We start from the raw sequence: 23,960 nt of genomic DNA, 5'->3' as shown, positions 1-23,960 counted from the left end.
CATCACCGCGTCAGCTTCTTGTACTTCACGCGGTGCGGAATGATGCTGTCCTGGCCGAGGCGGCGCATCTTGTCCTTCTCATAATCCTGGAAGTTGCCCTCGAACCATTCGACATGGCTGTCGCCTTCGAAGGCCAGGATATGGGTCGCGATACGGTCGAGGAACCAGCGATCGTGGCTGATGATGACGGCGCAGCCGGCGAAATCCTCCAGCGCCTCTTCGAGCGCGCGCAGCGTGTCGACGTCGAGGTCGTTGGTCGGTTCGTCGAGCAGCAGCACGTTGGCGCCAGACTTCAGCATCTTGGCGAGATGAACGCGGTTGCGTTCACCGCCGGAGAGCGCACCGACCTTCTTTTGCTGGTCCGCGCCCTTGAAGTTGAACGCAGAGCAATAGCCGCGCGAGTTCACTTCCTTCTTGCCGAGCAGGATCAATTCGTTGCCGCCGGAGATCTCCTCCCACACGGTCTTCTTGCCGTCGAGCGCATCGCGCGACTGGTCGACATAGCCGAGATGCACGGTCTCGCCGACCGTGATCGTGCCTGCGTCCGGCTTCTCCTGGCCGGTGATCATCCTGAACAGCGTGGTCTTGCCGGCGCCGTTCGGGCCGATCACGCCGACGATGCCGCCGGGCGGCAGCTTGAACGTGAGATTGTCGATCAGGAGGCGATCGCCAAAACCTTTGCTGAGGCCGTCGAAATCGACCACGTTGGCGCCGAGCCGCTCGGCGACCGGAATGATGATCTGCGCGGTCTGGGTCTGCTTCTCGCTCGCCTTCTTGAGCAGCTCCTCGTAGCGCTGATAGCGCGCCTTCGACTTGGCCTGACGTGCCTTCGGCGATGAGGCGACCCATTCCTGCTCGCGGGCGAGCGTCTTCTGGTGTGCCGCGTCCTCACGGCCCTCCTGCTCCAGGCGCTTCTGCTTCTGCACCAGCCAGGACGAGTAGTTGCCCTCGTAGGGGATTCCGCGGCCGCGATCGAGCTCGAGGATCCAGCCGGTGACGTTGTCGAGGAAGTAGCGGTCGTGGGTGACGATCAGGATCGCACCGGGATAGTTGCGCAGATGGCCTTCCAGCCACGACACGGACTCGGCGTCGAGATGGTTGGTCGGTTCGTCCAGCAGCAGGAGTTCGGGCTGGTCGAGCAGCAGCTTGCATAGCGCGACGCGGCGGCGCTCACCGCCGGAGAGCTTTGTCACGTCGGCATCGTCGGGCGGACATCGCAGCGCGTCCATGGCCTGGTCGACCTTGCTGTCGAGATCCCATAGGCCCTGGGCCTCGATCTCGTCCTGGAGCTTGGTCATCTCGTCGGCGGTCTCGTCGGAATAGTTGACCGCGAGCTCGTTGTAGCGATCGAGGATCGCCTTCTGCTTGGCGACGCCCTGCATGACGTTCTCGCGCACGGACAGCTTGGGATCGAGCTGTGGCTCCTGTTCAAGATAGCCGACGCGGGCGCCCTCAGCGACCCAGGCCTCGCCGGTATATTCCTTGTCGATGCCTGCCATGATCTTGAGCAGCGTCGACTTACCCGAGCCGTTGACGCCGAGCACGCCGATCTTGGCGTCCGGGTAAAAGCTCAGATGGATGTTATCGAGCACCTTCCGGGTCGGGTAGCTCTTGGTCAGGCCCTGCATGAAATAGATAAACTGGCGCGCCATCGGTCCCGTGACACCTTCGATTTGAGGAAATTTGCTTGCCGCCGATGTAACGATCCCGCCCCAAAAGGGCAATGTTTTCCGCCCGTTCACCACGGATGAATACGGAATGGACACCATCCGGACGCCAATCCGGACAATTGAAACCATCTTTTAATAAATCAGGCCGAAAGCTCGGTTTCGCGCGGAAACAGCGCCGCCCGCCAGAATGAACGGGAGCACAGCGAGGCCGCATCATGGCTCTGATCGAGACGCATTCTCATTCAGTTCCGGCAGGAGCCGGCCACGTCTTCGGGTTCGTTTCGGAGGTCAAGGGCTTCTGGAAGCGCTTCTTCACCACCGCCTTCAATCCCTACCGGCCCGAACTGCACTACATGCGTGGACCCGGTCCCGCCTGGCGCGCCAAGCACGGCATGGATGCGCCGTTCCGCCTGAAGCCCCGCGATCTCTGAGCGCCTCCTCCCTATCGGACTTTTGAAGTCGTCAGCTGCTTGCGCACAGGTGTGATTGCGCGCAACCATGGCCGGGCTCCGACGACGGTGCCCGCCTGCGCCGTCATCTCTCACCATGGATAAACGCTGATGAGCCGGCTGCGCTGTGCAATTCTCGACGATTATTTCAACCTCGCGCTCGACGTCGCCGACTGGCAGAAACTGTCCGACCGGGTCGACGTCACCGTGTTCAGCCATCCCTTCGCTTCGGAGCAGGCCGCGGCGAGCGCACTGGCGGACTTCGACGTCATCTGCGCGATGCGCGAGCGCACCGCGTTCCCCAGGAGCCTGTTCGAGAGCCTACCGAAGCTGAAGCTGCTGCTGACCTCGGGCATGCGCAACGCTTCCATCGATATGGAAGCTGCGAAGGCGCGCAATGTCGCCATCGGCGGCACGCAATATTCGCGCGATCCGACGGCGCCACTCACCATGGGCCTGATCCTGGAGCTGACCCGCGGCATCGGCCGCGAGAATGCGCGCTTGCATGCCGGCGAGCCCTGGCAAACCTTTGCCGGCGTCGAGATCGAGGGCTTGACGCTCGGCATCGTCGGGCTCGGCAAGCTCGGCAGCAAGATGGCGGGCATTGCCAAGGCGTTCGGCATGAACGTGATCGCCTGGAGCCCGAACCTCACGCCGGAGAAGTGCAAGGAGGCCGGCGTCGGCTACGCCACCAAGGAGGAGCTGTTCGCCAAGGCCGATATCGTCACCATCCATGTGGTGCTGAGCGATCGCTCGCGTGGCCTCGTCGGCCGCGCCGATCTCGCGCGGATGAAGCCGACAGCCTTCCTCGTCAACACCGCACGCGGGCCGATCGTGGACGAGCAGGCGCTGCTCGAGGCGTTGCAGCAGCGGAGGATCGCAGGCGCCGGCTTGGATGTGTTCTCGGTCGAGCCGCTGCCGGTCGACCATCCCTTCCGCAAGCTCGACAACCTCGTGCTGACGCCACACCTCGGCTACGCCACCTCCGACGGATTGCGCATCCATTACGGCCAGATGGTCGAGGCGATCGACGCCTTCACCAAGGGCGGCGAGCTGCCGCGCAGGCTGGCCTGAAACGACACTGGCCTCAACGACGATGGGCGTGCCAAGGCACGCCCATCGCAATTCGAAATTCTCTCGCAGCGTCAGCGCACGGTGACCGGCGCGGGCAGCGGCGGCACCACGGTCGGCTGCGTCCCCGGAACCGGCCCAGCCTGGGCGGAGATCGGAGCCGGCCCGGCAGCGCCCTGCGTCGGCGCAGCTGAGGCAGTCGCCGTTCCCGGCGGCGGGCCACCCGGCAGCACCACCACGCGGGTGCCGACCTTGACGCGATCGAACAGGTCGGAGACGTCCTCGTTGAGCATGCCGATGCAGCCGGAGGAGACGAACTTGCCGATCGTCGAGGGCTGGTTGGTGCCGTGGATGCGGTAGACGGTCGAGCCGAGATACATCGCGCGGGCGCCAAGCGGATTGCCCGGGCCGCCGGCCATGAAGCGCGGCAGGTAGGGCTGACGCTCGATCATCTCGGTCGGCGGATGCCAATCCGGCCACTCGGCCTTGCGGGTAATCTTTTGCACGCCGGTCCAGGTGAAGCCGTCGCGGCCGACGCGGACGCCGTAGCGGATCGCGCGGCCGCCTCCGAGCACGTAATAGAGGTAGGTGTTGGGCGTATCGACCACGAGCGTACCGGCCGGCTCCTTGGTCTGGAACGCGACTTCCTGGCGGCGCAGGTTCGGCGGCAGTTGCGCCGGTGCAGCGTCGGGCTGCTCCTCGGGCGGGAGCGAGGCGATCGTCATCGGCCGGCCGTCGGCGCCAACGGGCGGCTGGGCGGCATCGACCGTCCCGGTCGCGGCGGGACCGCCGACCGCCTCGGGCGGACGCAAGCCATCACTGGCGGGAGCCTGCTGCCCTGGACGATTGGCATAAATCACCGGCGGCGGACCGGCGGGCCGGCCGTAGCGCGGATCGTCGGGCGACATCACGGGCCCCTGGGGCGCCGCCGAATAGACCGGCGGAGCGCCAGCCGGACGACCGTATCGGGGATCATCCGGCGACATCACCGGCCCCTGCGGGGCGGCCGAATAGACCGGGGGCGCGCCGACCGGGCGACCGTAGCGCGGATCGTCGACTGGGCCGGGCGGCGGCAGCGAGGCCTGCGGTAGCGCGTCGTCGTCTTCGTCCAGCGCGTCGAAACTCGGCGTGCGGTCACCGGGCCGATATTCGGCCGGGGCGCCATAGCTCGGCGCGTGCTGGACCGGATAGCTCTGAGCCTGAGCGAGCGAGGTTCCCGCCGCAGCGACTGTTGCGGCAGCGCATATCGTCAGAAAGTGTTTGATCATCATCGCTCTTGTATAGTCCCGAAGCCCGATCGGACCGTTAACGGCCAGATGACGGAAGATAGCGGCACATTCAAGACATATCAGGCCTATTTGCGCCGGATTTGCCGATTTGTGATCCGCAAGACCACCGTTGCCCCGTTGCATCACGGGGCTGAAATCGTATTGCGCCATCAATTGCCGTGTTATTCGACCGCGATTTTAACGGAACGGCGCAGGATCGTTGCGATATGGTCGAATCAGCCTGATTCGCCACCTTTCCGAGCTCCGATCCCGCGTGGCGAACGCGGCAATCAGTACCGTCACCGCGTTCAAATGGCTCTTTGGCCCTGGCCACCTCGCCGCCGGGGCGGAAATTCGCAATCGCTCGATGCTTCCCGGCTTTCGCTTCCTGTTTGCCGCGATCCTGTTGTCAACCTCCATCCTGGTGTTCGGCCTAGGAGCCGCCGCGCTGCTGCGGGCGACCCATCAGCAATATGTCAGCAACCCCTCCTGGCGGAACGGCCCGCAGGAGCAGGTGTTTGCGCAAGTGCCCGAACCGGCTCAGCCGGTGCTCGCGGTGTTGCGAGCGGAGCCGGAGATCGCGCCCGCCCCCGCACCGTCGCTGCGCGACCGGGTGCCGACGATCGGACTGCCCGCGAGCGGGCCCGAGCAGGTGGCCGCGCTGACGGCCGAGGCCGATCCGGAGCCGCAGGTCACCGAAGCCGCGCCTCCGGCCCCTGAGCCGGCCAAGCCCGAGACGATGACGGAAGCAGAAGCGCCAGCGCCCACCGACACGCTCACTCCCGCCGATACCACGGCCTCGATCCCCGAGGCCAAGCCGGACTTTGCGCCTGCCGCCAGCGAGCCGGCGCAGGTTGATCCCGGTGCCGCGCTCGCCTCCTCGGCGGTTGATGTCGTCTCGGCGAAGGTGGCCGCGCTGAACGATCCCGCAACCTCAGCCGTGAAGGACGCGCCGGCGAAGGCCAAGGCCGAGAGCAACAAGGCGGACGGCGGCGCATCCGACGCCAAGGCGACCAAGCGCAAGGCGAAGGCCAAGAAGCGGCCCCGCGTGGTGCGGCGTCCGCCGCCTCAGCAGCTGCAGCAGCAGCTGGATCCGTTTGGACAGCCGCAGCCGGCTTTCGCGACAACAACGACCGCGCGCACGCGGTGAGGCATTCCTTCACCTCTTCCCGCTTGCGGGAGGCAACCTGGAACGCTCACAGAGGTCGTCATGCCGGACCGGTTGCGATGGCCGGGCCGCCCTCCTGGCCCCATTCCGACCAGGAGCCGTCATAGAGCGCGGTGTCGGTGATCCCCAGGCGATAGAGCGCGAGCGTCAGGACGCCGGCGGAGACGCCGGAGCCGCAGCTCGTCACGATTGGTGCGTCCAGCTTGACGCCGGCGGCCGTGAAGGCGGCGCGCAGCTCCTCGAGCGGCTTCATCGCGCCGGTCGCGGCGTCGAACAGCAAATTGTAGGGCACGTTGCGGGCGCCGGGGATGTGCCCGGAGCGAATGCCCGGCCGCGGCTCGGGCGCGCGGCCCTCGAAGCGATCGGCGGCACGTGCGTCGATCACCTGCTCGGTGCGGCTTTCGACATTGGCGATCAGCTGCTGCATGCTGCGCACGCGGTTTGAATCATAGTTGGCCTTGAACGTCGCAGGCTTCGGCTTGACCTCGCCGCTCTCGACGGGGCGGCCCTCGGCACGCCACTTCTTCAGGCCGCCATTGAGGATGCGCACATTGCCGTGGCCATAGGACAGGAACATCCACCACGCCCGCGGCGCTGCGACCCAGCCGCCGGCATCGTAGATCACGACGGTGTCGCTATTTCCGATGCCGAGATTGCCGACGTCGCGGCCGAACTGCTCGGCGCTCGGAAACATGTGCGGCAGCGGATTGGAATGATCCGACACCGCATCGACGTCGAAGAACACCGCACCCGGCAGATGCGCGGCGAGATAGTCGTCCTTCGGCAGCGGCAAGACGCCCGGCAGCTTGAAGCTGGCGTCGAGGATCTTGACGTTGGCGTCGCCGATGTGGGCGGCGAGCCATTCGGTGGAGACGAGGGGGTCGGTGGCGGTCATGCGATGTCTTTCTTGTCGTTCCGAAGTTGAAGCATGCGCATCAAACTCCGCTGTCATCACCCGGCTTGACCGGGCGATCCAGTATTCCAGAGGCGGTTATGATTGAGCCGAGAGGCTGCGGCGTACTGGATTCCCCGCTTTCGCGGGGAATGACAGCGGAGATTGGCACGACAGCGCAGCACCCCTCACCCCTTCTTCTTCGGCTCCCACTTCTCCGTCGGACCGCCGGCATCGCGCCAGGCGGCGTAGCCGCCGGCGATGTGGGCGACGGGCTTGAGGCCCATGTCCTGCGCGGTCTTGGCCGCGAGCGCGGAGCGCAGGCCGCCGGCACAGTGGAAGACGAATTTCTTGTCCTCCTGGAAGATCGGCTTGGCGTACGGGCTCTGCGGATCGATCCAGAATTCGAGCATGCCCCGCGTGCAGGCGAAAGCGCCGGGGATACGGCCGTCGCGCTCGATCTCGCGGGGATCGCGGATGTCGACGATGACGACGTCGCCGTTCTTGGAGATCTCGATGGCGTCCTTGGCGGTGAGAGTCTCGATCTCGGCATTGGCCTCGTCGATCAGCGCCTTGATGCCGCGGGTGATGGTCTGGGGCATGGGTCTTCCCTTCTTTTCCTCCGTCGTTCCGGGGCGATGCGCAGCATCGAACCCGGAGCCTCGATCGTCACACTCCATCTCGAGATTCCGGATCGGCCGCTTTGCGGCCGTCCGGAATGACGGCGGGAGCTAGTGCGTCAATTCCTTCATCGCGCTCTCCAGCCCCTCGATGGTGATCGGGTACATGCGGTTGGCGAAGATGCGGCGAATGATGGTGGTCGATTCCGAATAGTCCCAGTGCTTCTGCTGCACCGGGTTCAGCCACACGCTGTGCGGATAGGTGCGGATGATGCGATCGAGCCAGACCGAGCCCGGCTCCTCGTTGACGTGCTCGACCGAGCCGCCGGGCACCATGATCTCGTATGGGCTCATCGAGGCGTCGCCGACGAACACGACCTTGTAGTCGTGCGGGTATTTGTGCAGCACGTCCCAGGTCGGCGTGCGGTCGGTGAAGCGGCGCTTGTTCTGCTTCCACACGCCTTCATAGAGGCAGTTGTGGAAGTAGAAATACTCCATGTGCTTGAACTCGCTCTTCGCCGCCGAGAACAGCTCCTCGACCTGCTCGATATGCGCGTCCATCGAGCCGCCGATGTCGAAGAACACCAGCAGCTTCACCGCATTGCGCCGCTCGGGGCGCATGTGAACGTCGAGATAGCCGTGATTGGCGGTCTCGCGGATGGTGGTGTCGAGATCGAGCTCGTCGGGCGCGCCGGTGCGTGCGAACTTGCGCAGGCGTCGCAGCGCCACCTTGATGTTGCGGATGCCGAGCTCGACATTGCCGTCGAGATCCTTGAACTCCCGCTTGTCCCACACCTTCACGGCGCGGTTGTTGCGGTTCTTCTCCTGGCCGATGCGCACGCCTTCGGGATTGTAGCCATGGGCGCCGAACGGCGAGGTGCCGGCGGTGCCGATCCACTTCGAGCCGCCCTGGTGCCGGCCCTTCTGCTCCTCGAGGCGCTTCTTCAGCGTCTCCATGAGCTTGTCCCAGCCCATGGCCTCGATCTGCTTCTTCTCTTCCTCTGTCAGGTACTTCTCGGCGAGCTTCTTCAGCCACTCCTCGGGGATCTCCGCCTTGTCCATGGCCTCGAGCAGGCTTTCCAGCCCCTTGAACACCGTGCCGAAGACGCGGTCGAACTTGTCGAGGTTGCGCTCGTCCTTCACCAGGGAGGCGCGGGACAGATAATAGAAATTCTCGACCGTGTAGTCCGCCAGGTCAGCGTCGAGCGCCTCCATCAGCGTGAGGTATTCGCGCAGCGTCACGGGGACCTGCGCGTCGCGCAGAGAGGTGAAGAATTGCAGGAACATGGCTGACAGATTGCCCGTCGGGTGGCGAACGTCAAGGGGCGCCGGTTCACCTCTCCCATCGGAGAGGTGAACCACGCGCGTCGGCGAACCAATTCAACGTGGACCCGACGCCTTTTTGCTCTAGAATTGGCGGTTTCACGGGGTTGTTTTGGGGACGTTCGCAATGGGAATTCTCGCAGCGCTCATCATTGGCGCGATCGCAGGCTGGCTCGCGGGCAAGATTGTCCACGGGGCGGGATTTGGGCTGGTCGGCAACATCGTCGTCGGCATCATCGGCGCACTGGTTGCGGGCTGGGTGCTGCCGCAGCTGCACATCCAGCTGGCAACGGGCACGGTCGGCGCCATCGTGGACGCCACGATCGGCGCGGTGATTGTGCTCGTCATCCTTTCGCTGATAAAACGGGTCTGAAAGCCTGACCGAACCAGGAACGGCCGCCAAGCGCGGCCGTTCGCTTGTCGTGACCGAGGCGTTGCCCGGGACGACGACCAACAAGGACGCGCGATGAAATTTACCGGCACCAAGGACTATGTTGCGACCGACGATCTCAAGGTCGCCGTCAATGCCTCGATCGTGCTCGAGCGCCCGCTCCTGGTGAAGGGCGAGCCCGGCACCGGCAAGACGGTGCTGGCGGAGGAAGTGGCGAAGGCGTTGAACGCGCCGCTTTTGACCTGGCACATCAAGTCCACCACCAAGGCGCAGCAGGGCCTCTACGAATACGACGCGGTGTCGCGCCTGCGCGACAGCCAGCTCGGCGATGCGAGGGTCTCCGACATCAAGAACTACATCAAGCGCGGCAAGCTGTGGGAGGCTTTCACCGCCGAGCAGCGCCCGGTGCTGCTGATCGACGAGATCGACAAGGCCGACATCGAATTCCCCAACGACCTCCTGCTCGAGCTCGACCGCATGGAATTCCACGTCTACGAGACCGGCGAGACGATCAAGGCCAAGCAGCGCCCGATCATGATGATCACCTCCAACAACGAGAAGGAGCTGCCGGACGCTTTTCTCCGCCGCTGCTTCTTCCACTACATCAAGTTCCCCGACGCCGACACGATGGGCCGCATCGTCGACGTCCACTTCCCCGGCATCAAGAAGCGCCTGGTCGAGGAAGCGCTGCGCATCTTCTTCGAGGTGCGCGAGGTGCCCGGCCTGAAGAAGAAGCCGTCGACCTCGGAGCTTCTGGACTGGCTCAAGCTGCTGCTCAACGAGGACATGAGCGCCGAGCAGCTGCGCGAGCGCGACCCGCGCAAGCTGATCCCGCCGTTGCACGGCGCGCTGCTCAAGAACGAGCAGGACGTGCACCTGTTCGAGCGCCTGGCGTTCCTGAGCCGGCGGGAAGTGTAGGCCCGGGCTCACTTGCGATAGCGCTCCGCTGTCGCTCCAAGCATTGGTGTCATTCCCCGCGAAGGCGGGGAATCCAGTAGGAAGACTTGTAGGATGGGTAGAGCGAAGCGAAACCCATCAAGCTCTTCCTGCGAGGTTGAAGTTGATGGGTTTCGCTCCGCTCTACCCATCCTACGGCGACATTGGCTCGCAGACACGTCTTCGCAGCCTCGCGGCTCATCTCGCCCGAGCTTTGCTTTCGTTCCATCGCCCAAAAGAAAGAGGGCGCAGGGAAGACCGGGTGCCGACTGGCACCCGCGGTCCGCTGCGCGAAAAGCACACGCAGAGAAACCGCACAGCAGCATACAGGTGTCGCCGATCACTCGGCCTTCCCTGCGCGATGGTCGGACGGCTTATGCCGTGCTCTCCCGGGAGCCGAATTCCTTCTGGCCTCCCTCGCCCCGCGAATTGACGATGCCGTTTGCCCGGTTGGGCTCGCGCGCACCTTCGCGGAAGGCTTGACCGTAGCAACGACGGCCAGGACCACACGGTTTTGCCGTACGCGCTCAGCGCCGCTCGTCTGCACGCGGCCACGGGCTCACAGGGACTACCCGCCCTGCCCGCACCTTTCGTGCCGACGCTGCCGCGTCCACCGCAACCCGGCCCGCGTTTCGAACGACTCGCGAACCGCCCCTCTTCCGTGGGCCGGGCTGTTTCGGGTTATGCCGCAATTCCGAATTTCGGTAAAGTGGAATATTTTCGCGGGAAGGGGTTGACGATGCGGCGGGTGTTTTGCCCGACGGGCAATTCGTAGGATGGGTAGAGCGCAGCGAAACCCATCCTGCTTCAGCGATTGCCGCACGATGATGGGTTTCGCTGCGCTCCACCCATCCTACAGATCATCGCATCAACTCGGCTCCCCGAAGTCGGCGCCGCGCTCTAACTTTGAGAGATCACCAGCCCAGTCTGTCGGATAGATGCCGAGCGCCACGTGGCGGTGGAACGACGAGTGGCCCCAATCGCACACCCGTTTGACGAGGCCATGCTTGACCGGGTTGATGTGCACGTAGTCGATGTGCCGGGCATAATCCTCCTCGTTCCGAATGGTGTGCTCCCAATAGCGGCGCTGCCAAATGCCGCGCTCCCCTCTGGCGGCGCGGCTAGCCGACACCGGCTCGCTTGTTGCGAGACTGCAGGAGAAAGCGGATTTGATTTGTCGCCAGCGCGTTGCAAAATCGGCATCTCCGTCCGGCATCGTCCAGACGGTGTGAAGATGCTCCGGCAGGATCACAATCGCATCGATCGTGAAGGGATGCCGTCGACGGATCTCGCGAAAGGCCGCGCGCAACAGGTCGATATTCGCCGTCAGAAGCGATTGTCGGCGGTCGGCGAGATTGACCGTGAAGAAGAAGCTTCCGCCGGGGACGAAGTTGCGCCGATAGGAGGTCATGCCTCATCATGGCACAACCTCGCATAGACGTCATCGCTCTGGTAGGATGGGTAGAGCGCAGCGAAACCCATCGTGCTTCAGCGATTGCTGCACGATGATGGGTTTCGCTGCGCTCTACCCATCCTACGAAGATATCACGCCACCGCCGCGTCCGGAATCCTTGCGGCTTCCATCGGCTGCTTGCCGCGGATCAGGTCCGAGGCGCGGTCGGCGATCATCATTGTGGAGGCGTTGAGATTCGCCGAGATCATGCGGGGCATGACGGAGGCGTCGATGACGCGGAGGCCTTCGAGGCCGTGGACGCGGAGCTGGTCGTCGACCACCGCCCATGTGCTGTCCGCCGGGCCCATGCGGCAGGTGCAGCCGGGGTGAAAGGTGGTGGTGCCGCGCTCGGTTGCGGCTGCCAGGAATTCGTCGTCGGTGTTGACGTTCGGACCGGGGAAGTCCTCATAGGCGTAGTAGGGCGACAGCGGCGCGGACTTCAAGAGCTTGCGCGCGAGCTTCATGCCGCCGACGACGACGCGGCGGTCGAGCTCGGCATCGAGATAGTTGGTCTGGATGATCGGCGGCGCGAATGGATCGCTTGAGCGGATGCGGACGTAACCGCGGCTCTCGGGACGCTGCTGCCAGGAGGCGACCGTCATGCCGGGCTCGTCCTCGAGCTGGCCCTGCACGCCTTCCTTGTAGGAAGCGGGCGTGAAGGTGAGCTGGAGGTCGGAGCTCTCGGCGCTCTCGCCGGAATGCCAGAAGCAATAGACCATGGTCGGCGACAGCGACAGCAGGCCGCGGCGCGCAGTTGCCCATTTCAGCGCCTCGATCCAGAGCGAGAGGCCGCGGCGGAGCTCGTTGATGGTCTTGATGTCCTTGACCCGCGCCACCGTGCGCGGGGCGTAATGGTCCTGCAGGCCTTCGCCGACCGGCAGCGCGTGACGCACCGCGATGCCGTGCTGCTGCAACAGATCCGGCGAGCCGATGCCGGAGAGCTGCAGCAGCTGCGGCGAATTGTAGCTGCCGCCGGAGAGGATCACTTCCTTGTTGGCGCGCACCTCGACGGGATGACCGCCGCGGCCGCCCTTCATGTAGCGCACGCCGACGGCGCGCTTGCCTTCGAAGATGATCTCGGTCGCGTGCGCATGGGTGTGCACATGCACGTTCGGCCGCTTCATCGCCGGCTTGAGGAACGCGGTGGCCGCCGAGACGCGCAGGCCGTTGTTGATGGTGCGCTGGCAGTAGGAAACGCCTTCCTGAGTCTTGCCGTTGTAATCGGGATTGCGGGGAATGCCGAGCGAGACCGCGCCCTCCATGAAGGCCTCGCAGAGCGGATCGCGCCAGTCCATCGTCGTGACCGTGAGACTGCCCTCACGGCCGCGATAGAGCGCCTCGCCCTCGCCGACCCGCTTCTCCAGCCGCCGGAAGTACGGCAGCACGTCGGCATAGCCCCAGCCGCGATTGCCCATCTGCGCCCAGGTGTCGAAATCCATGCGCTGGCCGCGATTGTAGATGTGGCCGTTGATGGAGGACGAGCCGCCGAGCGTCTTGCCGCGCGGCGCGTAGATGCTGCGCCCGCCGGTCCAGGGCCCGGGCTCCTGCTGATAGGCCCAGTTGATGCTCTTCATGTGGAAGGTTTTTATGAAACCCGCCGGCAGATGGATGTAGGGATGCCAGTCCCTCGGGCCCGCCTCGAGCACGCAGACGCTGATGTTGGGATCTTCGCTCAGCCGGCTGGCGAGCACGCAACCGGCAGAGCCCGCGCCGACGATGACGTAATCGAATCTGTCCATGGTGCCTCGGCCGCCTTATCGCTTAATTGATTTAGCTAAACTGTTGCCGCGCTCGCGATCACCTCTCCCATAGGGAGAGGTCGGCGCGGAGCGCCGGGTGAGGGGTGCGGTCTCTCGTGGGACCGGAGCCCCCTCACCCGATTTGCTGCGCAAATCGACCTCTCCCCTCCGGGGAGAGGTGAGAACCATCGCGGCGAGCTCGTATCGATCAGAAGACATCCCTAGCGCGGCTTGTCGTTGAGTTGAAACTCCAGATGCGCCTGCACCGTCGGCCATTCGGCGGCGGTGATGCTGTAGACCACGGTGTCGCGCAAGGTGCCGTTCGGCGCGATCTGGTGGCTGCGCAGGATGCCGTCCTGCTTGGCGCCCAGGCGCTCGATGGCGCGGCGGCTCTGGTGGTTGAAGAAGTGCGTGCGGAACTCGACCGCGATGCAGTTCAGCGTCTCGAAGGCATGGCGCAGCAGCAAAAGCTTGCACTGCGTGTTGAGCGGGCCGCGCTGCGCGCTCCTGCCGTACCAGGTCGAGCCGATCTCGACGCGGCGGTTCGCGGCATCGATGTTCATGTAGGTGGTCATGCCGACGATCCTGCCGCCGGCGTCGAACACGGTGAACGGCAGCATCGCGCCCGCGGACTGGAGCCCCAGGCGGCGGTCGATCTCCTTCGCCATGCCCTCAGGCGTCGGGACCGCAGTGTACCAGAGCTTGAATAGTTCGCCGTCCCTGACGGCCTCGACCAGCCCCTCGCGATGCTGATGCGACAGCGGCTCCAGATGGGCGTGCTGTCCGCGCAGGGTGATGGGATCGGGCCAGGGCATCGTATCGGTCCTCATGATTGTCATTCCGGGATGGTCCGAAGGACCAGACCCGGAATCTCGAGATTCCGGGTTCGATGCTTCGCATCGCCCCGGAATGACGATTGCGCAAGCGCAATCGTCACTTGTTTAGGAAATTGAGCGGCAAACCGCCGCGCGGCCAGTCCATGGCGATCAGTTCGCCCTTGCCCGACAGGGTGATGTAGGCGGTCTTCAGCTCGGGGCCGCCGAAGGCGATGTTGGTGGTGACGCGGTCGCCGGTCGGGACCTGCTCGACCAGGGTGCCGTCGGGCGCGATCACCGAGATGCAGCCGGAGACGAGGGTGGCGACGCAGACATTGCCGCCCGCCTCCACCGCGAGCGAATCGAACATCTGGTAGCCGCCGAGGCCACAGATCGGCTTGCCCCGTTCGCCGCGGTAGATCACGTCGCGCGGCTTGAGCGTGCCCGGCGCGGAGAGTTCGTAGGCCCAGAGGCGGCCGGTCGGCGTCTCCGCGATGTAGACGGTGTTCTCGTCCGGCGACAGGCCGATGCCGTTCGCCGGCAGGATGCCGTGCACGATTTCGACGAGCTCGGTCATGCCGGGCTTGAGGTAGTACATGCCGCCGACGTCCATCTCGCGCGCGCGGCGCTTGCCGAGATCGGAGAACCAGAGGCCTCCCTGCCTGTCGAAGACGAGGTCGTTCGGCCCACGCAGATCATGCGCGCCGCATTTGCTCACGACGGTTTCGACCTTGCCCGTTTGCAAATCGACGCGCTGGATCGAGCCGCCGAGATAATCGTCGGGCTGCGGACCCGGCATGATCATGTTGCGGGTCGGGATCCAGGAGAAGCCGCCATTGTTGCAGATGTACATCTTGCCGTCGGGGCCGAGCGCGGCGCCGTTCGGACCGCCCGGAATCCTGGCGACGATCTCCTTGCGGCCGTCGGGATAGACGCGGGTCAGGCGCTGGCCGCGGATCTCCACCAGCACCACCGAGCCGTCCGGCATCACCACGGGTCCTTCGGGAAATTCGAGGTCGGTGGCGAGAACGCGGATGTTGGTCGTGGCATTCGACATTGGGACCCTCCCGGCTGCTTGTTATGACTTGCACGGGATGTCCGGCACGGGCCCCATACGCAAGATTTGCCCGCGGTTATGACAAAGTCACCAAGCCTTGCCAAGCAAGCCGGACGGTATGCCAGCGTTGCGCGCTACTCTCGCACGGGTATCCAGATTTCGAAGCCGCCGTTGCCGGCCACGGGATCGAAGGCCTCGCCGTAGCGGTCGAAGTTCGGCGGCAATCTCGTCGAGCGTCATGGGCTCGGCCAGATGGCTCTCGATATACCAGAGCGCGCGCTGGGCTGGATTCATGGCGGTTCAGGCTCTCGTCGAAGCGCGGCAATGATGCGCCGGTCTCTGCCGCTCTGCTTGATCGGCATTGCTGTCCTTCGCATGACGATAGCTCGGCAATCGTCACTGGCAACGCCCCGGCGTTCGTGGCTACACTCGTTGAAACCGCTCACGAGAAAGAGGAACCGCGTCATGGAAATCACCGATGTGCGGGCGCACCATATCCGCATTCCCTATGACGCCGGTGTCGCAAGCTTCCGCCAGGGTGCTTCCGCAATTTCCGCGCTCGACATGGTCCTCGTCGAGGTCACGACCGATTCCGGGCTGACCGGCTGGGGCGATGCCTTCGCCTATGTCTGCCCGCGCACCACGCGCAGCGCCGTCGAGGAGATGATCGCGCCGCAGGCTCGCGGACTGAAGGTGCCCGATGCTGCCGGCATTCCCGCGGTGATGGAACAAATCCAGCGCAACCTGCATCTGTTCGGCCGCTACGGCATCACCATGTTCGCGATCTCCGGGCTCGATATCGCATTGTGGGACCTGGCTGCGAAGGCCGAAGGCGTCCCCGTGCATCGCCTGCTGGGCGAGATCAGGCGCACGGCGATTCCGGCTTACGCGAGCCTGTTGCGGATCGGCTCGCCGGGCGACATCGCCGCCGAATGCAGGAAGGCGCTCGCGCTCGGCTATGGCGCGATCAAGCTGCACGAGACCACAGCGCCGGCAGTGTTCGCGGCGCGCGAGGCAATCGGGCCGGCCATTACGCTGATGGTCGACATGAACTGTCCACTGACGGGCGAGCAGGCGATCGCGTTTGCGAAAACATGCCGGGAGGCGCAGCCGATGTTTCTGGAGGAGCCGGTCTGGCCGCCGGAAGACTTCGCCACGCTTGCCGACGTCCGCAGCAAGGGCGGGCTCGACATCGCCGCCGGCGAGAATGCCTGCACCGAATATCAATTCCGCCAGATGATCGAGGCGGGCGCGGTCAGCCACGCCCAGCCCTCGGTCACCAAGGTCGGCGGCATCACGGAATTCCTGAAGGTCGCAGGCCTGGCCGATCGGTCCGGCATCAAGATCGTCCCGCACTCCCCTTACTTCGGCCCCGGCCTGCTGGCGACGCTGCATCTGCTCGCGACGCGCGACGACGGGCTGGTCGAGATGTTCTATCTCAAGCGCGAGGCCTGCCTCTGGGGCGGACGCGCCGATGTCGATGCCACCGGCCATGTCGCGGTGCCGACAGGCCCCGGGCTCGGCTACGACCCCGATCGTGCCGTGATGGAGCGCTATCGCGTCGCGTGAACAGCGCGCTTATTTCGCGGCGTCCTTGGGCGGCGGGGCGTCCTGCTTCTTCTTCAGATCCTCGGCGGTCTTCGCCTGCGCGGCCTGAACCTCGCCGAGCGTCTTCGCGAGGCTCGACTTCAGCGCGTCGATCTGGCGATTGGCGGCATCCAGCTTCTGCTGATGATCGAGGGCGAGCTTGGCGATCGTCTTCTGCAGGAAATCGACATTGCTCTGCAGGCAGCTGGTGCGCCGCTCCATGGTCTTCTCGACGGTGCAGATCTCGATCCCGGGCACGTCCTGCGCGCGGAGCGGCAGCGGCGCTAGCGCTGCGAGCAGCAACATCGCGAAACAAATGCCGGCGTTTCGAAGCAGCATGCAGGTTCCTCGTCCAATCGATCACGGCAATGTGCGCCGTTTGCGCGCCGCAGCGTGACGCTACCACACTCGTACCGCATTCTCGCGTTGAGCTTGCGTCCGTTCCCTGGGACGGGAACGATGATCCGCACGCGGATGAAGTGGGCGCTCGTTCCGCGGCTTTGTTTAGGGGAGATTTTTGGAATGGCAACGCGCGACAGACGTTTGGCGGAGTTCGACGGAGCCGGAGAACCACCGCCGGGCCTGCCACTCGAAGTGCTCTGCGAGGATCACAGCGGAACATATCAGCTGCCGTTCGCCTGCCGCTACGTCGAGGGACGCTGGCAGAACCACGAGGCCGGCATTGCGGTCGAAGCAACCGTCATCGGCTGGCGCCTGCCGCGCGTGAAGCAGCGTGGGGCCGCCTGAGAGCGGTTTCTGTTTCAAAATGCGACGGCGCCGCGCTCCGCCTTAACCTTCGGAACGCGGCCCGAACGAATCACGTCCGAATCAGCCGAAAGGCCGTGTACGCAGCTGTTCACGGCTAGATGTCGATGCGGTTGTGCGGGTGCGCACAATATCTGCGCAGCACGCGGAATGAGCCCGGCCTGTCACCGGCGCCAAAGGTTAATTGCGGCAAAAGGCATCGCCGTGAGGCCGCCGCGCGAGGGCGCCGCCCCCGAAACAGGCAGGGTGGCGCAACACCTGCCTAATATTCGACCTCGAGCTCCTCGATCTCGGCCGGCTCCTCCCGCGCCGCAGCGATCCATTCCTGCATCTCCGGCATGGCCATGATGGTATCGGCGTAGGCCTTCAGGCGCGGCTCGAGCTTGACGTCATAGGTCACAAAGCGCGTCACCACCGGGGCGTACATCGCATCCGCCATGGTGCGCCGCGCGCCGAACAGGAAGGGGCCGCCCGATTTCTCCAGGCAGTCGCGCCAGATGAACGAGACGCGGTCGATGTCGGCCTGCGCCCGCGACCAGATCTTGAAGCCCGGAAAGTGTCCCTTCAGGTTGACCGGCAGCGAGGCGCGCAGCGTGGTGAAGCCGGAATGGATTTCGCCTGAGATCGAGCGGCAATGGGCGCGCTGGATACGGTCGGCCGGCAACAGGCCGGCGTCCGGCATCACCTCGTTGAGATATTCGGCAATCGCCAGCGTATCCCAGACCACGGCACCCTCGTGCCGCAGGCACGGCACCAGAATCGACGACGACAGCAGCAAAATCTCGGCGCGTGCCGACGGATCGTCCGGCGCGGTGACGATCTCCTCGAAATCGAGCCCGGAGAATTTCGCCAGCAGCCAGCCACGCAGCGACCAGGACGAGTAGTTCTTGCTGCTGATGGTCAGTGTCGCCTTCGCCATATGGCCTCTTCCCTGGTCCCGACTTCAGCCCGGGCGTGCCCGTGGCCTGAACTTTCCATGGGTCTGAGCAGCAAGCGACGTGCCAATTCTGCGGCGGCGCGACCGCCGTCTGGCGTCCTTATTGCATAGCAGCACGGGACGGGATGGGCGTTTCAGCATGATGTCGATGTTTTATCAGGCCTTTCAAAACCACATGGACTTGACGGCGCCATGGCGCGCAGGGGCTTCGTCGGCGCTCAAATTCCTCAATCTGGTACCGCAGGGCATGTCGGACCAGGTCGTCGGCCGGCTGTCGGCCGCGCTGGAGCTGATCTCGCGCTCCACCCTCACCTACGACCGGCCGGCCTACGGCATCGACAGCGTCATGGTGGGCAACCGCGAGATCGCCGTCACCGAGGAGATCGCCTACGCGACGCCGTTCGGCTCGCTGCTGCACTTCAAGAAGCATGGCGTGGCGGAGCAGCCGCGCATGCTGCTGGTGGCGCCGATGTCCGGCCATTTCGCGACGCTCTTGCGCGGCACCGTGAAGACGCTGCTGCAGGACCACGACGTCTACATCACCGACTGGCACAATCCGCGCGACATCCCGCGCAGCGAAGGCCGGTTCGGGCTCGACGACTACACCGATCATCTGATCGACTTCCTGGGCCAGCTCGGCCCGCGCCCGCACATGGTGGCGATCTGCCAGCCGTCGGTCTCGGCGCTCGCGGCCGCCGCCGTGATGTGCGAGGGCAACCATCCGTCACGCCCGGCGACGCTGACGCTGATGGCGGGGCCGATCGACACACGCATTCAGCCGACCCGGGTCAACGAGTTCGCCAAGAGCCGGCCGATCGACTGGTTCGAGCAGAACCTGATCAACTACGTGCCGATGCAGTGCCGCGGCGCGCTGCGCAAGGTCTATCCCGGCTTCGTGCAGCTCACCGCCTTCGTCTCGATGAATCTCGAGCGCCACATCAAGCAGCACATGGATCTCGCCAACCACATCGCCAAGGGCGAGAAAGACAAGGCGGCGACCATCAAGACCTTCTACGACGAATATTTCGCGGTGATGGATCTTCCTGCGGAATTCTACATCGAGACGGTGCGCGACGTGTTCCAGGAGCACCTCCTGCCGCAGGGCAAGCTGATGCATCGCGGCCGCCCGGTGAACACCAAGGCCGTCAGCCGCATGGGCCTGATGACGGTCGAGGGCGAGAAGGACGACATCTGCTCGATCGGCCAGACGCTCGCGGCGCAAGACCTCTGCACCGGCGTGCGCGCCTATCGCCGCGTCCACCACATGCAGGCCGGCGTCGGCCATTACGGCGTGTTCTCCGGCAAGCGCTGGAACAACGAGATCTACCCGCTGCTGCGCGATTTCGTGCACGTGAATTCGTGATCCTCGTCCCTGGATCGCAGACGTCCAGCGCAGGGAAACGTCACGTCGCTAGTGCTCTTGCCTGAGCAGCTGCTTCGCTTTCTCGACTTCAGGAAGATTTCGCTCCGCATCGAATTCAACGAGGACGGGAGCGAGCACCTCGGATGCCATGCCCGCTCGGCCATTTGTCTCGTACAGGCGCGCAAGTCCGAGGGCACTGCGCAGCTCGAAAGTCTTCGTCTGTTGGCATCGGGCGATTTCCAACGCTCGCTTGAGGGCGTCTTCAGCACTGGATTCGTTCGAAGGATCATGGCGCGACAAGAGTTCTCCCCGGACACGGTGCAGCTCCGCATCAAGCCAGTGCTGGCCGGATTGTCCCGTCGAGGCGATCAATTCGCTCAAGATTTCCAGCCCGGTTTCGACCTGGCCCACCTCTGCATTCGCCACGGCGACATGCATTCCCCAAAACGGCTCACAGAGGTAGCAATCATTCTCGTGCAGCAAGGTCCAGCCGTGACGCATGTCCGTCAGTCCGGCCATTCGGTCGCCGGCACGCCATTTGGCGAGGCCATTCAGGTAGGTGCCGGCGGCCACGTACAGCGGCATCGTATGGTCGCGCGCGAGACCGAGCGCCAAGATCGTCTCTGTTTGCTGCAACATGCCCCCACATAGTCCGTCGAACACGGCGCGATGAACGAGCGCATTGGCCTGGGAAAGTGCCCGCTTTTCTCCCGAAGCACTCACCGCTTCGGCAGCGAGCCTGCGCGCGCGAGCGACCGCACCAAGTGGCCAGAGCACCAGTGCAAGAAACCTCATGATCACGAACGGAAGATCCAGCGCCGAAGCCTTGAATGTCGCGGGATCCGGTTCGGCACCGTAGATCGCCAGCGCCCGCTCAAGATGGGTTCTCGCGTTCAAGTAGTCGCCCCCGAACCAGCAGGTGACGCCGCCCGTCCAATGGGCGACGACGGCGGCCACCGGCGAGTCCGGCCGGCGGTCAGCGGCGCTCCTGATGGCATCCGCCAATTCCCGCATCGGAGCGAGTTCGCCGTGGGTCAGGCAGGCATTGAAAAGGCCCGAATGGACCGGCGCAAGTTCGACGGGATCATCGATACCGGCTGCGAACTGTCGCGCGCGCGTCCATGCCGCTACCGTCTCGGGAGCGTTATGACCAAGGCCACCCCGCAACGCGCGGCCATAAGCGATTTGAAGATGGAGCCTGCTCATCATCCGGCCGGGATCATCCGACAGCTCATCGGCGGCCGCAATCGCCTTGCCGAGATGTGCGATCGCCTCGGAATAGGCCGAACGCTTCAGCGCCTGCTGGCCCGCCTTGCGCCACCATTCGAGAGCGACGCCGCTCAACCCCGCCTCAGTGAAGTGGTGCGCCAGAACTTCCGGCTCAGTCTCGGCGACGAATGGAAATTTGTCGCGCAGGACATCGCCGATGCGCTTGTGCAGCACCTGCCGTTTGCTCCTGAGCAGGCCCTCGTAGGCCGCTTCCTGAACGAGAGCGTGCCTGAAGCTATAATTTGCTTCGGGCGGGGTCCCGCGACGCACCAGCAGTTCGGCCTCTTCGAGCTGTCCCAGCGCAGTGCTCAGCGTCAGATCATCGCGTCCCACAACATATTTCAGCAGCGCGTATGAAAATTCGCGGCCGATGGCGGCGCCTATTTGCGCCACCTCCTTGACCGGAGCCAGCCGGTCAAGCCGCGCCATCAGCGAATCCTGCAGCGTCGCGGGAATGGCGAGCGGCGGGAGCGGACTATCGAGGCGATAGCGTCCGGATTCCTCCACGAGCATTCCGGACTCCAGCACCATCTTGGTCAGCTCCTCGACGAATAGCGGGATGCCGTCCGTCTTGTCGATGATCTGCTTCATCATCTCGCGTGGGAGCTGGCGACCAACCGCCACCTGCTCGATCAGCGCGCGCGTGTCCTGCCGGTCCAGTCGGTCGAGCCGCAACAGACTGACGTTGGCAAGGCCCGACCAGGAGGGCTCGAACTCCGGCCGGGACGTCATGAGGACGAGTATCGGCAATCCCCTGATCCGGTCGACCCCGAGATCGAACAGTTCAAGTGTGGTGGCATCGGCCCAGTGCATATCCTCGCAGATGATCAGCAGAGGCTGCGCTCGCGCCAACCCCTCGAGCTGATCGAGAAGCGCAGTAAATGTCTGTCGCCGTTGCTGCGCCGGGCTCAAACCGAGCGGCGGATAGCGGTCGCCGGTTGGAATGGAAAGGAGAGCCGCAATGAGCGGTGTCGCTCGGGCGACCTGCTGTGTTCCAAGTGCCAGCATTGCCTCGAGCTTATCGAGCTTCTGTCCGGGCGTGTCGTGCGAGCAGATTCCGGCTGCGCGCTCGAGCTGCGCAACAAAGGGATGGAGCGCACTGTTGGTGTGGTAGGGCGAACATTGATATCGCACCCGGCGGTGCGCCTCCAACGCAGGACTTTCGGACAGCGTTGCGACCATGCGCGACTTGCCAATGCCCCCTTCGCCAGAAATCAACACCATCTGGCCATGCCCCTGCCATGCCAGCCGCTGGCGCGAGAGCGCGAACTCGATCTCTTCCTTGCGACCGACAAAACCGATCGAGCGCGCCACGCGGACCGCTTCGAAGCGGCTCTCCGATGCGGTCGCCCCCTCGACCGCCCAGACCGCGATGGGGTCGGCGATTCCCTTGACCTCGCGGCGTCCGAGATTGCGAAAAGTGAAGAGATCTCCCAACAGCCGGCGCGTGGACGAAGCAACGACGACCGCCCCCGGCTCCGCCAGGCTCTGAAGCCGGGCAGCGAGATTCGGTGTGTCGCCGATCGTTGCGTGCTCCTCTGACGCATCTCCGCTGACGAGGTCACCGACCACCACAAGCCCGGTCGCGATTGCAATCCGCAGTTCAACCCGTTCGTCGACGCCTGTTTTGAGTTGCCCAACCGCGGAGATGATGTCGAGGCCCGCTCGCACTGCCCGTTCTGCATCATCCTCGTGGGCGCGAGGATAGCCGAAATAGACGAGTATTCCGTCACCGACGAACCGGACGATCCTGCCATCATAAGCAGCAACAACGCTCGCGCAGGCGGCGCGATAGGCCCGGATCACCTCCCACATGTCCTCGGGATCGAGACGCGCCGAGAGCGCAGTCGAGCCGACCAGATCGCAAAACATGATGGTGAGGTGACGCCGCTCGGCGTCCTGAGGAGGAACGGGCGATGCGATCAACGCGGCTGGATCGAGGTCGGCGATAGCACGCAGCATTTTGCGGCGATGGCCGAGCAGGACTCCGAGCTTATCGAAGTCCTCATCCATCAGTTCGGGAAGGACGCCTATGTCGATCCCATTTTGGGCAAAACGCTCTGCGTATTGCCCAAGCCCCAGCTTCTCGAGCCACTCCGCAATCTGCATTGGCTCCACCGATCGTGTGGTTGGCGGTTAGCAGAATTTTGGACCACGGCACGCGGGGACAATATCCCAACGCCATCATAATGGCACGTCTTGTTTGTTGCGCGACAAATTAGGTTGCTCAATACCGGCGCGTCCAAGCGGGAACGTCGACGCGAACGCTATCAAAAATCGTCCGCACGCAGCATTGAAGGACGGAGGTTGCTGCGAATAGTCGGCTACTCGTTCAGATCTGAAGTCGATCCGGCACCAAGCTTGTGCTCACGGCGCGACGTCGGGTAGGCGCTTATCCGTGAGCACAGTCGTCTTCACTCCTTGTCCACTGGCACTTCGTAGCTGCGCGCTATCGTTCCCGCCGCAACTTGAAGCGAAGAACCAACCATCCAACAGCCGGCCACAAAGACCAGCACGCCATTGGGAAGGCTTTGATCAAGGACAAGGATGCTGACGGACAGAGCTGCTGCAATCGCCGCGCTGAATGTTCCGGCCGCACTCATGACCTCGACCGCGTCGGACCCATTGTATTCCTCCGCGGTGCTCGAAATCGACGTCCGAGCGAACGTACGAGACAAGTCAATTCCAACATAGAAGCTAACTGCTCCGTAGAGCATCGTTAGCAGTACGATCCAGCCGCTTTCGAACAGTTCGCCCTTCTGACGTAAGAGGGTCGCACCCACATAGAGGCCGCAAGTGGCCCCGACGGCTGCGAGCCCAATTCTCTCGAGAAGGTGGGCCGATTTGATCAGACTCGAACGAGCGATCCGAAAATTGCCGGCGTGTCTCGTCAGGGAAAATGCGCTGTAAATTTCGTTGCTTAACTTCATTGGGGGCTCCTTGGTAAGTAGCAGCCTACCGGCAGACCCCGAATAGGAGCTGCGTCAATCCGTTTCGCGATGCCCTTGATTCCAATTTCTGAAAGATCTGCGCTGAGTGACGGAACTGGCTTGCTCGGTGAGCAAGGCGAGAACCAATCCAAAGCTGCGAGCACGCGGCTTCGCAGGCACTGCATCTCACCCGTGTCTGTCAGTTAGCTCCGGGTGCGGCAATTTCTTGCAGCACTGATAGCTCGAAAAGAAAGTGG

General features: G+C 64.2%; 21 protein-coding genes. 8 read left to right on the top strand and 13 right to left on the bottom strand.

Features of this window, described 5'->3' with window-relative positions:
* Positions 1-2 precede the first annotated feature (2 nt).
* Positions 3-1,652 (bottom strand): energy-dependent translational throttle protein EttA, encoded by a 1,650-nt coding sequence (ettA, locus tag XH96_RS09635; RefSeq protein WP_194392287.1) that lies wholly within the window; start codon positions 1,650-1,652, stop codon positions 3-5.
* Positions 1,653-1,885: 233 nt separating this feature from the next.
* On the opposite strand from ettA, the gene XH96_RS09630 reads away from it, so the two are divergent.
* On the top strand, positions 1,886-2,101 hold the full coding sequence (locus XH96_RS09630; RefSeq protein ID WP_194392286.1) for a hypothetical protein: 216 nt from the start codon (positions 1,886-1,888) through the stop codon (positions 2,099-2,101).
* Between the two features lie 129 nt (positions 2,102-2,230).
* Entirely contained in the window at positions 2,231-3,193 is a 963-nt protein-coding gene (locus tag XH96_RS09625; protein WP_194392285.1) for a D-2-hydroxyacid dehydrogenase family protein, read from the top strand.
* A gap of 71 nt (positions 3,194-3,264) precedes the next feature.
* Here XH96_RS09625 and XH96_RS09620 read toward each other — a convergent pair whose 3' ends face one another.
* The gene (locus tag XH96_RS09620; protein ID WP_194394085.1) at positions 3,265-4,458 is read right to left on the bottom strand and encodes a L,D-transpeptidase; all 1,194 of its coding nucleotides are present in this window, start codon (positions 4,456-4,458) and stop codon (positions 3,265-3,267) included.
* A 367-nt stretch (positions 4,459-4,825) separates the two neighbouring features.
* On the opposite strand from XH96_RS09620, the gene XH96_RS09615 reads away from it, so the two are divergent.
* Positions 4,826-5,608: a hypothetical protein gene (locus tag XH96_RS09615; protein ID WP_194394084.1), complete on the top strand. Its 783-nt coding sequence runs from the start codon at positions 4,826-4,828 to the stop codon at positions 5,606-5,608.
* Positions 5,609-5,666: 58 nt separating this feature from the next.
* Here the strand turns inward: XH96_RS09615 and sseA are convergent, their stop codons facing one another.
* The 3 genes from sseA to XH96_RS09600 form a co-directional block, all read right to left on the bottom strand.
* Positions 5,667-6,521 carry a 3-mercaptopyruvate sulfurtransferase gene (gene sseA / locus XH96_RS09610; RefSeq protein ID WP_194392284.1) on the bottom strand — a complete coding sequence of 285 codons (855 nt, stop codon included), beginning with the start codon at positions 6,519-6,521 and terminating at the stop codon, positions 5,667-5,669.
* 185 nt (positions 6,522-6,706) lie between these two features.
* A complete protein-coding gene (locus XH96_RS09605; RefSeq protein WP_028179894.1) occupies positions 6,707-7,120 on the bottom strand; it encodes a rhodanese-like domain-containing protein in 414 nt (137 codons plus the stop codon).
* Between the two features lie 129 nt (positions 7,121-7,249).
* Complete coding sequence (locus XH96_RS09600) at positions 7,250-8,425, bottom strand: VWA domain-containing protein (RefSeq protein WP_194392283.1); 1,176 nt, start codon at positions 8,423-8,425, stop codon at positions 7,250-7,252.
* A 163-nt stretch (positions 8,426-8,588) separates the two neighbouring features.
* Between XH96_RS09600 and XH96_RS09595 the strand changes: the two genes are divergently transcribed.
* Positions 8,589-8,834, top strand: coding sequence for a GlsB/YeaQ/YmgE family stress response membrane protein (locus XH96_RS09595; protein WP_028179892.1), 246 nt, complete (start codon positions 8,589-8,591; stop codon positions 8,832-8,834).
* 93 nt (positions 8,835-8,927) lie between these two features.
* Positions 8,928-9,770, top strand: coding sequence for a MoxR family ATPase (locus XH96_RS09590; protein ID WP_024339458.1), 843 nt, complete (start codon positions 8,928-8,930; stop codon positions 9,768-9,770).
* Positions 9,771-10,656: 886 nt separating this feature from the next.
* Here XH96_RS09590 and XH96_RS09585 read toward each other — a convergent pair.
* From XH96_RS09585 to XH96_RS09570, 4 genes are all read right to left on the bottom strand, one after another.
* The gene (locus XH96_RS09585; protein WP_194392282.1) at positions 10,657-11,199 is read right to left on the bottom strand and encodes a transposase; all 543 of its coding nucleotides are present in this window, start codon (positions 11,197-11,199) and stop codon (positions 10,657-10,659) included.
* Between the two features lie 134 nt (positions 11,200-11,333).
* A complete protein-coding gene (locus tag XH96_RS09580) occupies positions 11,334-12,980 on the bottom strand; it encodes a GMC family oxidoreductase (protein WP_194392281.1) in 1,647 nt (548 codons plus the stop codon).
* A 221-nt stretch (positions 12,981-13,201) separates the two neighbouring features.
* Entirely contained in the window at positions 13,202-13,795 is a 594-nt protein-coding gene (locus XH96_RS09575) for a GNAT family N-acetyltransferase (RefSeq protein ID WP_194394083.1), read from the bottom strand.
* Between the two features lie 118 nt (positions 13,796-13,913).
* Positions 13,914-14,852, bottom strand: a complete 939-nt coding sequence (locus XH96_RS09570; RefSeq protein ID WP_194392280.1) for an SMP-30/gluconolactonase/LRE family protein — start codon at positions 14,850-14,852, stop codon at positions 13,914-13,916.
* A 465-nt stretch (positions 14,853-15,317) separates the two neighbouring features.
* Here XH96_RS09570 and XH96_RS09565 point away from each other — a divergent pair, with 465 nt between their 5' ends.
* On the top strand, positions 15,318-16,421 hold the full coding sequence (locus XH96_RS09565) for a mandelate racemase/muconate lactonizing enzyme family protein (RefSeq protein ID WP_194392279.1): 1,104 nt from the start codon (positions 15,318-15,320) through the stop codon (positions 16,419-16,421).
* 9 nt (positions 16,422-16,430) lie between these two features.
* On the opposite strand, the gene XH96_RS09560 is transcribed toward XH96_RS09565, so the two are convergent.
* Positions 16,431-16,778 (bottom strand): hypothetical protein, encoded by a 348-nt coding sequence (locus XH96_RS09560; RefSeq protein WP_194392278.1) that lies wholly within the window; start codon positions 16,776-16,778, stop codon positions 16,431-16,433.
* A gap of 183 nt (positions 16,779-16,961) precedes the next feature.
* On the opposite strand from XH96_RS09560, the gene XH96_RS09555 reads away from it, so the two are divergent.
* Positions 16,962-17,186, top strand: coding sequence for a hypothetical protein (locus XH96_RS09555; protein WP_024339451.1), 225 nt, complete (start codon positions 16,962-16,964; stop codon positions 17,184-17,186).
* A gap of 280 nt (positions 17,187-17,466) precedes the next feature.
* Here the strand turns inward: XH96_RS09555 and XH96_RS09550 are convergent, their stop codons facing one another.
* Positions 17,467-18,123, bottom strand: a complete 657-nt coding sequence (locus tag XH96_RS09550) for a glutathione S-transferase family protein (RefSeq protein ID WP_194392277.1) — start codon at positions 18,121-18,123, stop codon at positions 17,467-17,469.
* 157 nt (positions 18,124-18,280) lie between these two features.
* Here XH96_RS09550 and XH96_RS09545 point away from each other — a divergent pair, with 157 nt between their 5' ends.
* On the top strand, positions 18,281-19,504 hold the full coding sequence (locus tag XH96_RS09545; protein ID WP_194392276.1) for a polyhydroxyalkanoate depolymerase: 1,224 nt from the start codon (positions 18,281-18,283) through the stop codon (positions 19,502-19,504).
* 48 nt (positions 19,505-19,552) lie between these two features.
* Here the strand turns inward: XH96_RS09545 and XH96_RS09540 are convergent, their stop codons facing one another.
* Both XH96_RS09540 and XH96_RS09535 read right to left on the bottom strand, forming a co-directional pair.
* On the bottom strand, positions 19,553-22,882 hold the full coding sequence (locus XH96_RS09540; protein WP_194392275.1) for an adenylate/guanylate cyclase domain-containing protein: 3,330 nt from the start codon (positions 22,880-22,882) through the stop codon (positions 19,553-19,555).
* A gap of 305 nt (positions 22,883-23,187) precedes the next feature.
* Positions 23,188-23,703, bottom strand: a complete 516-nt coding sequence (locus XH96_RS09535) for a hypothetical protein (protein WP_194392274.1) — start codon at positions 23,701-23,703, stop codon at positions 23,188-23,190.
* Positions 23,704-23,960 lie beyond the last annotated feature (257 nt).

Origin of the sequence: Bradyrhizobium sp. CCBAU 51765, assembly GCF_015291725.1 — a bacterium.
Taxonomy (GTDB): Bacteria; Pseudomonadota; Alphaproteobacteria; order Rhizobiales; family Xanthobacteraceae; genus Bradyrhizobium; species Bradyrhizobium liaoningense.
The sequence above is the reverse complement of the archived record's forward strand: the minus strand, read 5'-3'. Positions and strand labels throughout refer to the sequence as shown.

Excerpts from the sequence above, each read along its gene's own strand:
- ettA (WP_194392287.1), bottom strand. The coding sequence starts at position 1,652 with ATGGCGCGCCAGTTTATCTATTTCATGCAGGGCCTGACCAAGAGCTAC.
- XH96_RS09630 (WP_194392286.1), top strand. The coding sequence starts at position 1,886 with ATGGCTCTGATCGAGACGCATTCTCATTCAGTTCCGGCAGGAGCCGGC.
- XH96_RS09625 (WP_194392285.1), top strand. The coding sequence starts at position 2,231 with ATGAGCCGGCTGCGCTGTGCAATTCTCGACGATTATTTCAACCTCGCG.
- XH96_RS09620 (WP_194394085.1), bottom strand. The coding sequence starts at position 4,458 with ATGATCAAACACTTTCTGACGATATGCGCTGCCGCAACAGTCGCTGCG.
- XH96_RS09615 (WP_194394084.1), top strand. The coding sequence starts at position 4,826 with ATGCTTCCCGGCTTTCGCTTCCTGTTTGCCGCGATCCTGTTGTCAACC.
- sseA (WP_194392284.1), bottom strand. The coding sequence starts at position 6,521 with ATGACCGCCACCGACCCCCTCGTCTCCACCGAATGGCTCGCCGCCCAC.
- XH96_RS09605 (WP_028179894.1), bottom strand. The coding sequence starts at position 7,120 with ATGCCCCAGACCATCACCCGCGGCATCAAGGCGCTGATCGACGAGGCC.
- XH96_RS09600 (WP_194392283.1), bottom strand. The coding sequence starts at position 8,425 with ATGTTCCTGCAATTCTTCACCTCTCTGCGCGACGCGCAGGTCCCCGTG.
- XH96_RS09595 (WP_028179892.1), top strand. The coding sequence starts at position 8,589 with ATGGGAATTCTCGCAGCGCTCATCATTGGCGCGATCGCAGGCTGGCTC.
- XH96_RS09590 (WP_024339458.1), top strand. The coding sequence starts at position 8,928 with ATGAAATTTACCGGCACCAAGGACTATGTTGCGACCGACGATCTCAAG.
- XH96_RS09585 (WP_194392282.1), bottom strand. The coding sequence starts at position 11,199 with ATGACCTCCTATCGGCGCAACTTCGTCCCCGGCGGAAGCTTCTTCTTC.
- XH96_RS09580 (WP_194392281.1), bottom strand. The coding sequence starts at position 12,980 with ATGGACAGATTCGATTACGTCATCGTCGGCGCGGGCTCTGCCGGTTGC.
- XH96_RS09575 (WP_194394083.1), bottom strand. The coding sequence starts at position 13,795 with ATGCCCTGGCCCGATCCCATCACCCTGCGCGGACAGCACGCCCATCTG.
- XH96_RS09570 (WP_194392280.1), bottom strand. The coding sequence starts at position 14,852 with ATGTCGAATGCCACGACCAACATCCGCGTTCTCGCCACCGACCTCGAA.
- XH96_RS09565 (WP_194392279.1), top strand. The coding sequence starts at position 15,318 with ATGGAAATCACCGATGTGCGGGCGCACCATATCCGCATTCCCTATGAC.
- XH96_RS09560 (WP_194392278.1), bottom strand. The coding sequence starts at position 16,778 with ATGCTGCTTCGAAACGCCGGCATTTGTTTCGCGATGTTGCTGCTCGCA.
- XH96_RS09555 (WP_024339451.1), top strand. The coding sequence starts at position 16,962 with ATGGCAACGCGCGACAGACGTTTGGCGGAGTTCGACGGAGCCGGAGAA.
- XH96_RS09550 (WP_194392277.1), bottom strand. The coding sequence starts at position 18,123 with ATGGCGAAGGCGACACTGACCATCAGCAGCAAGAACTACTCGTCCTGG.
- XH96_RS09545 (WP_194392276.1), top strand. The coding sequence starts at position 18,281 with ATGATGTCGATGTTTTATCAGGCCTTTCAAAACCACATGGACTTGACG.
- XH96_RS09540 (WP_194392275.1), bottom strand. The coding sequence starts at position 22,882 with ATGCAGATTGCGGAGTGGCTCGAGAAGCTGGGGCTTGGGCAATACGCA.
- XH96_RS09535 (WP_194392274.1), bottom strand. The coding sequence starts at position 23,703 with ATGAAGTTAAGCAACGAAATTTACAGCGCATTTTCCCTGACGAGACAC.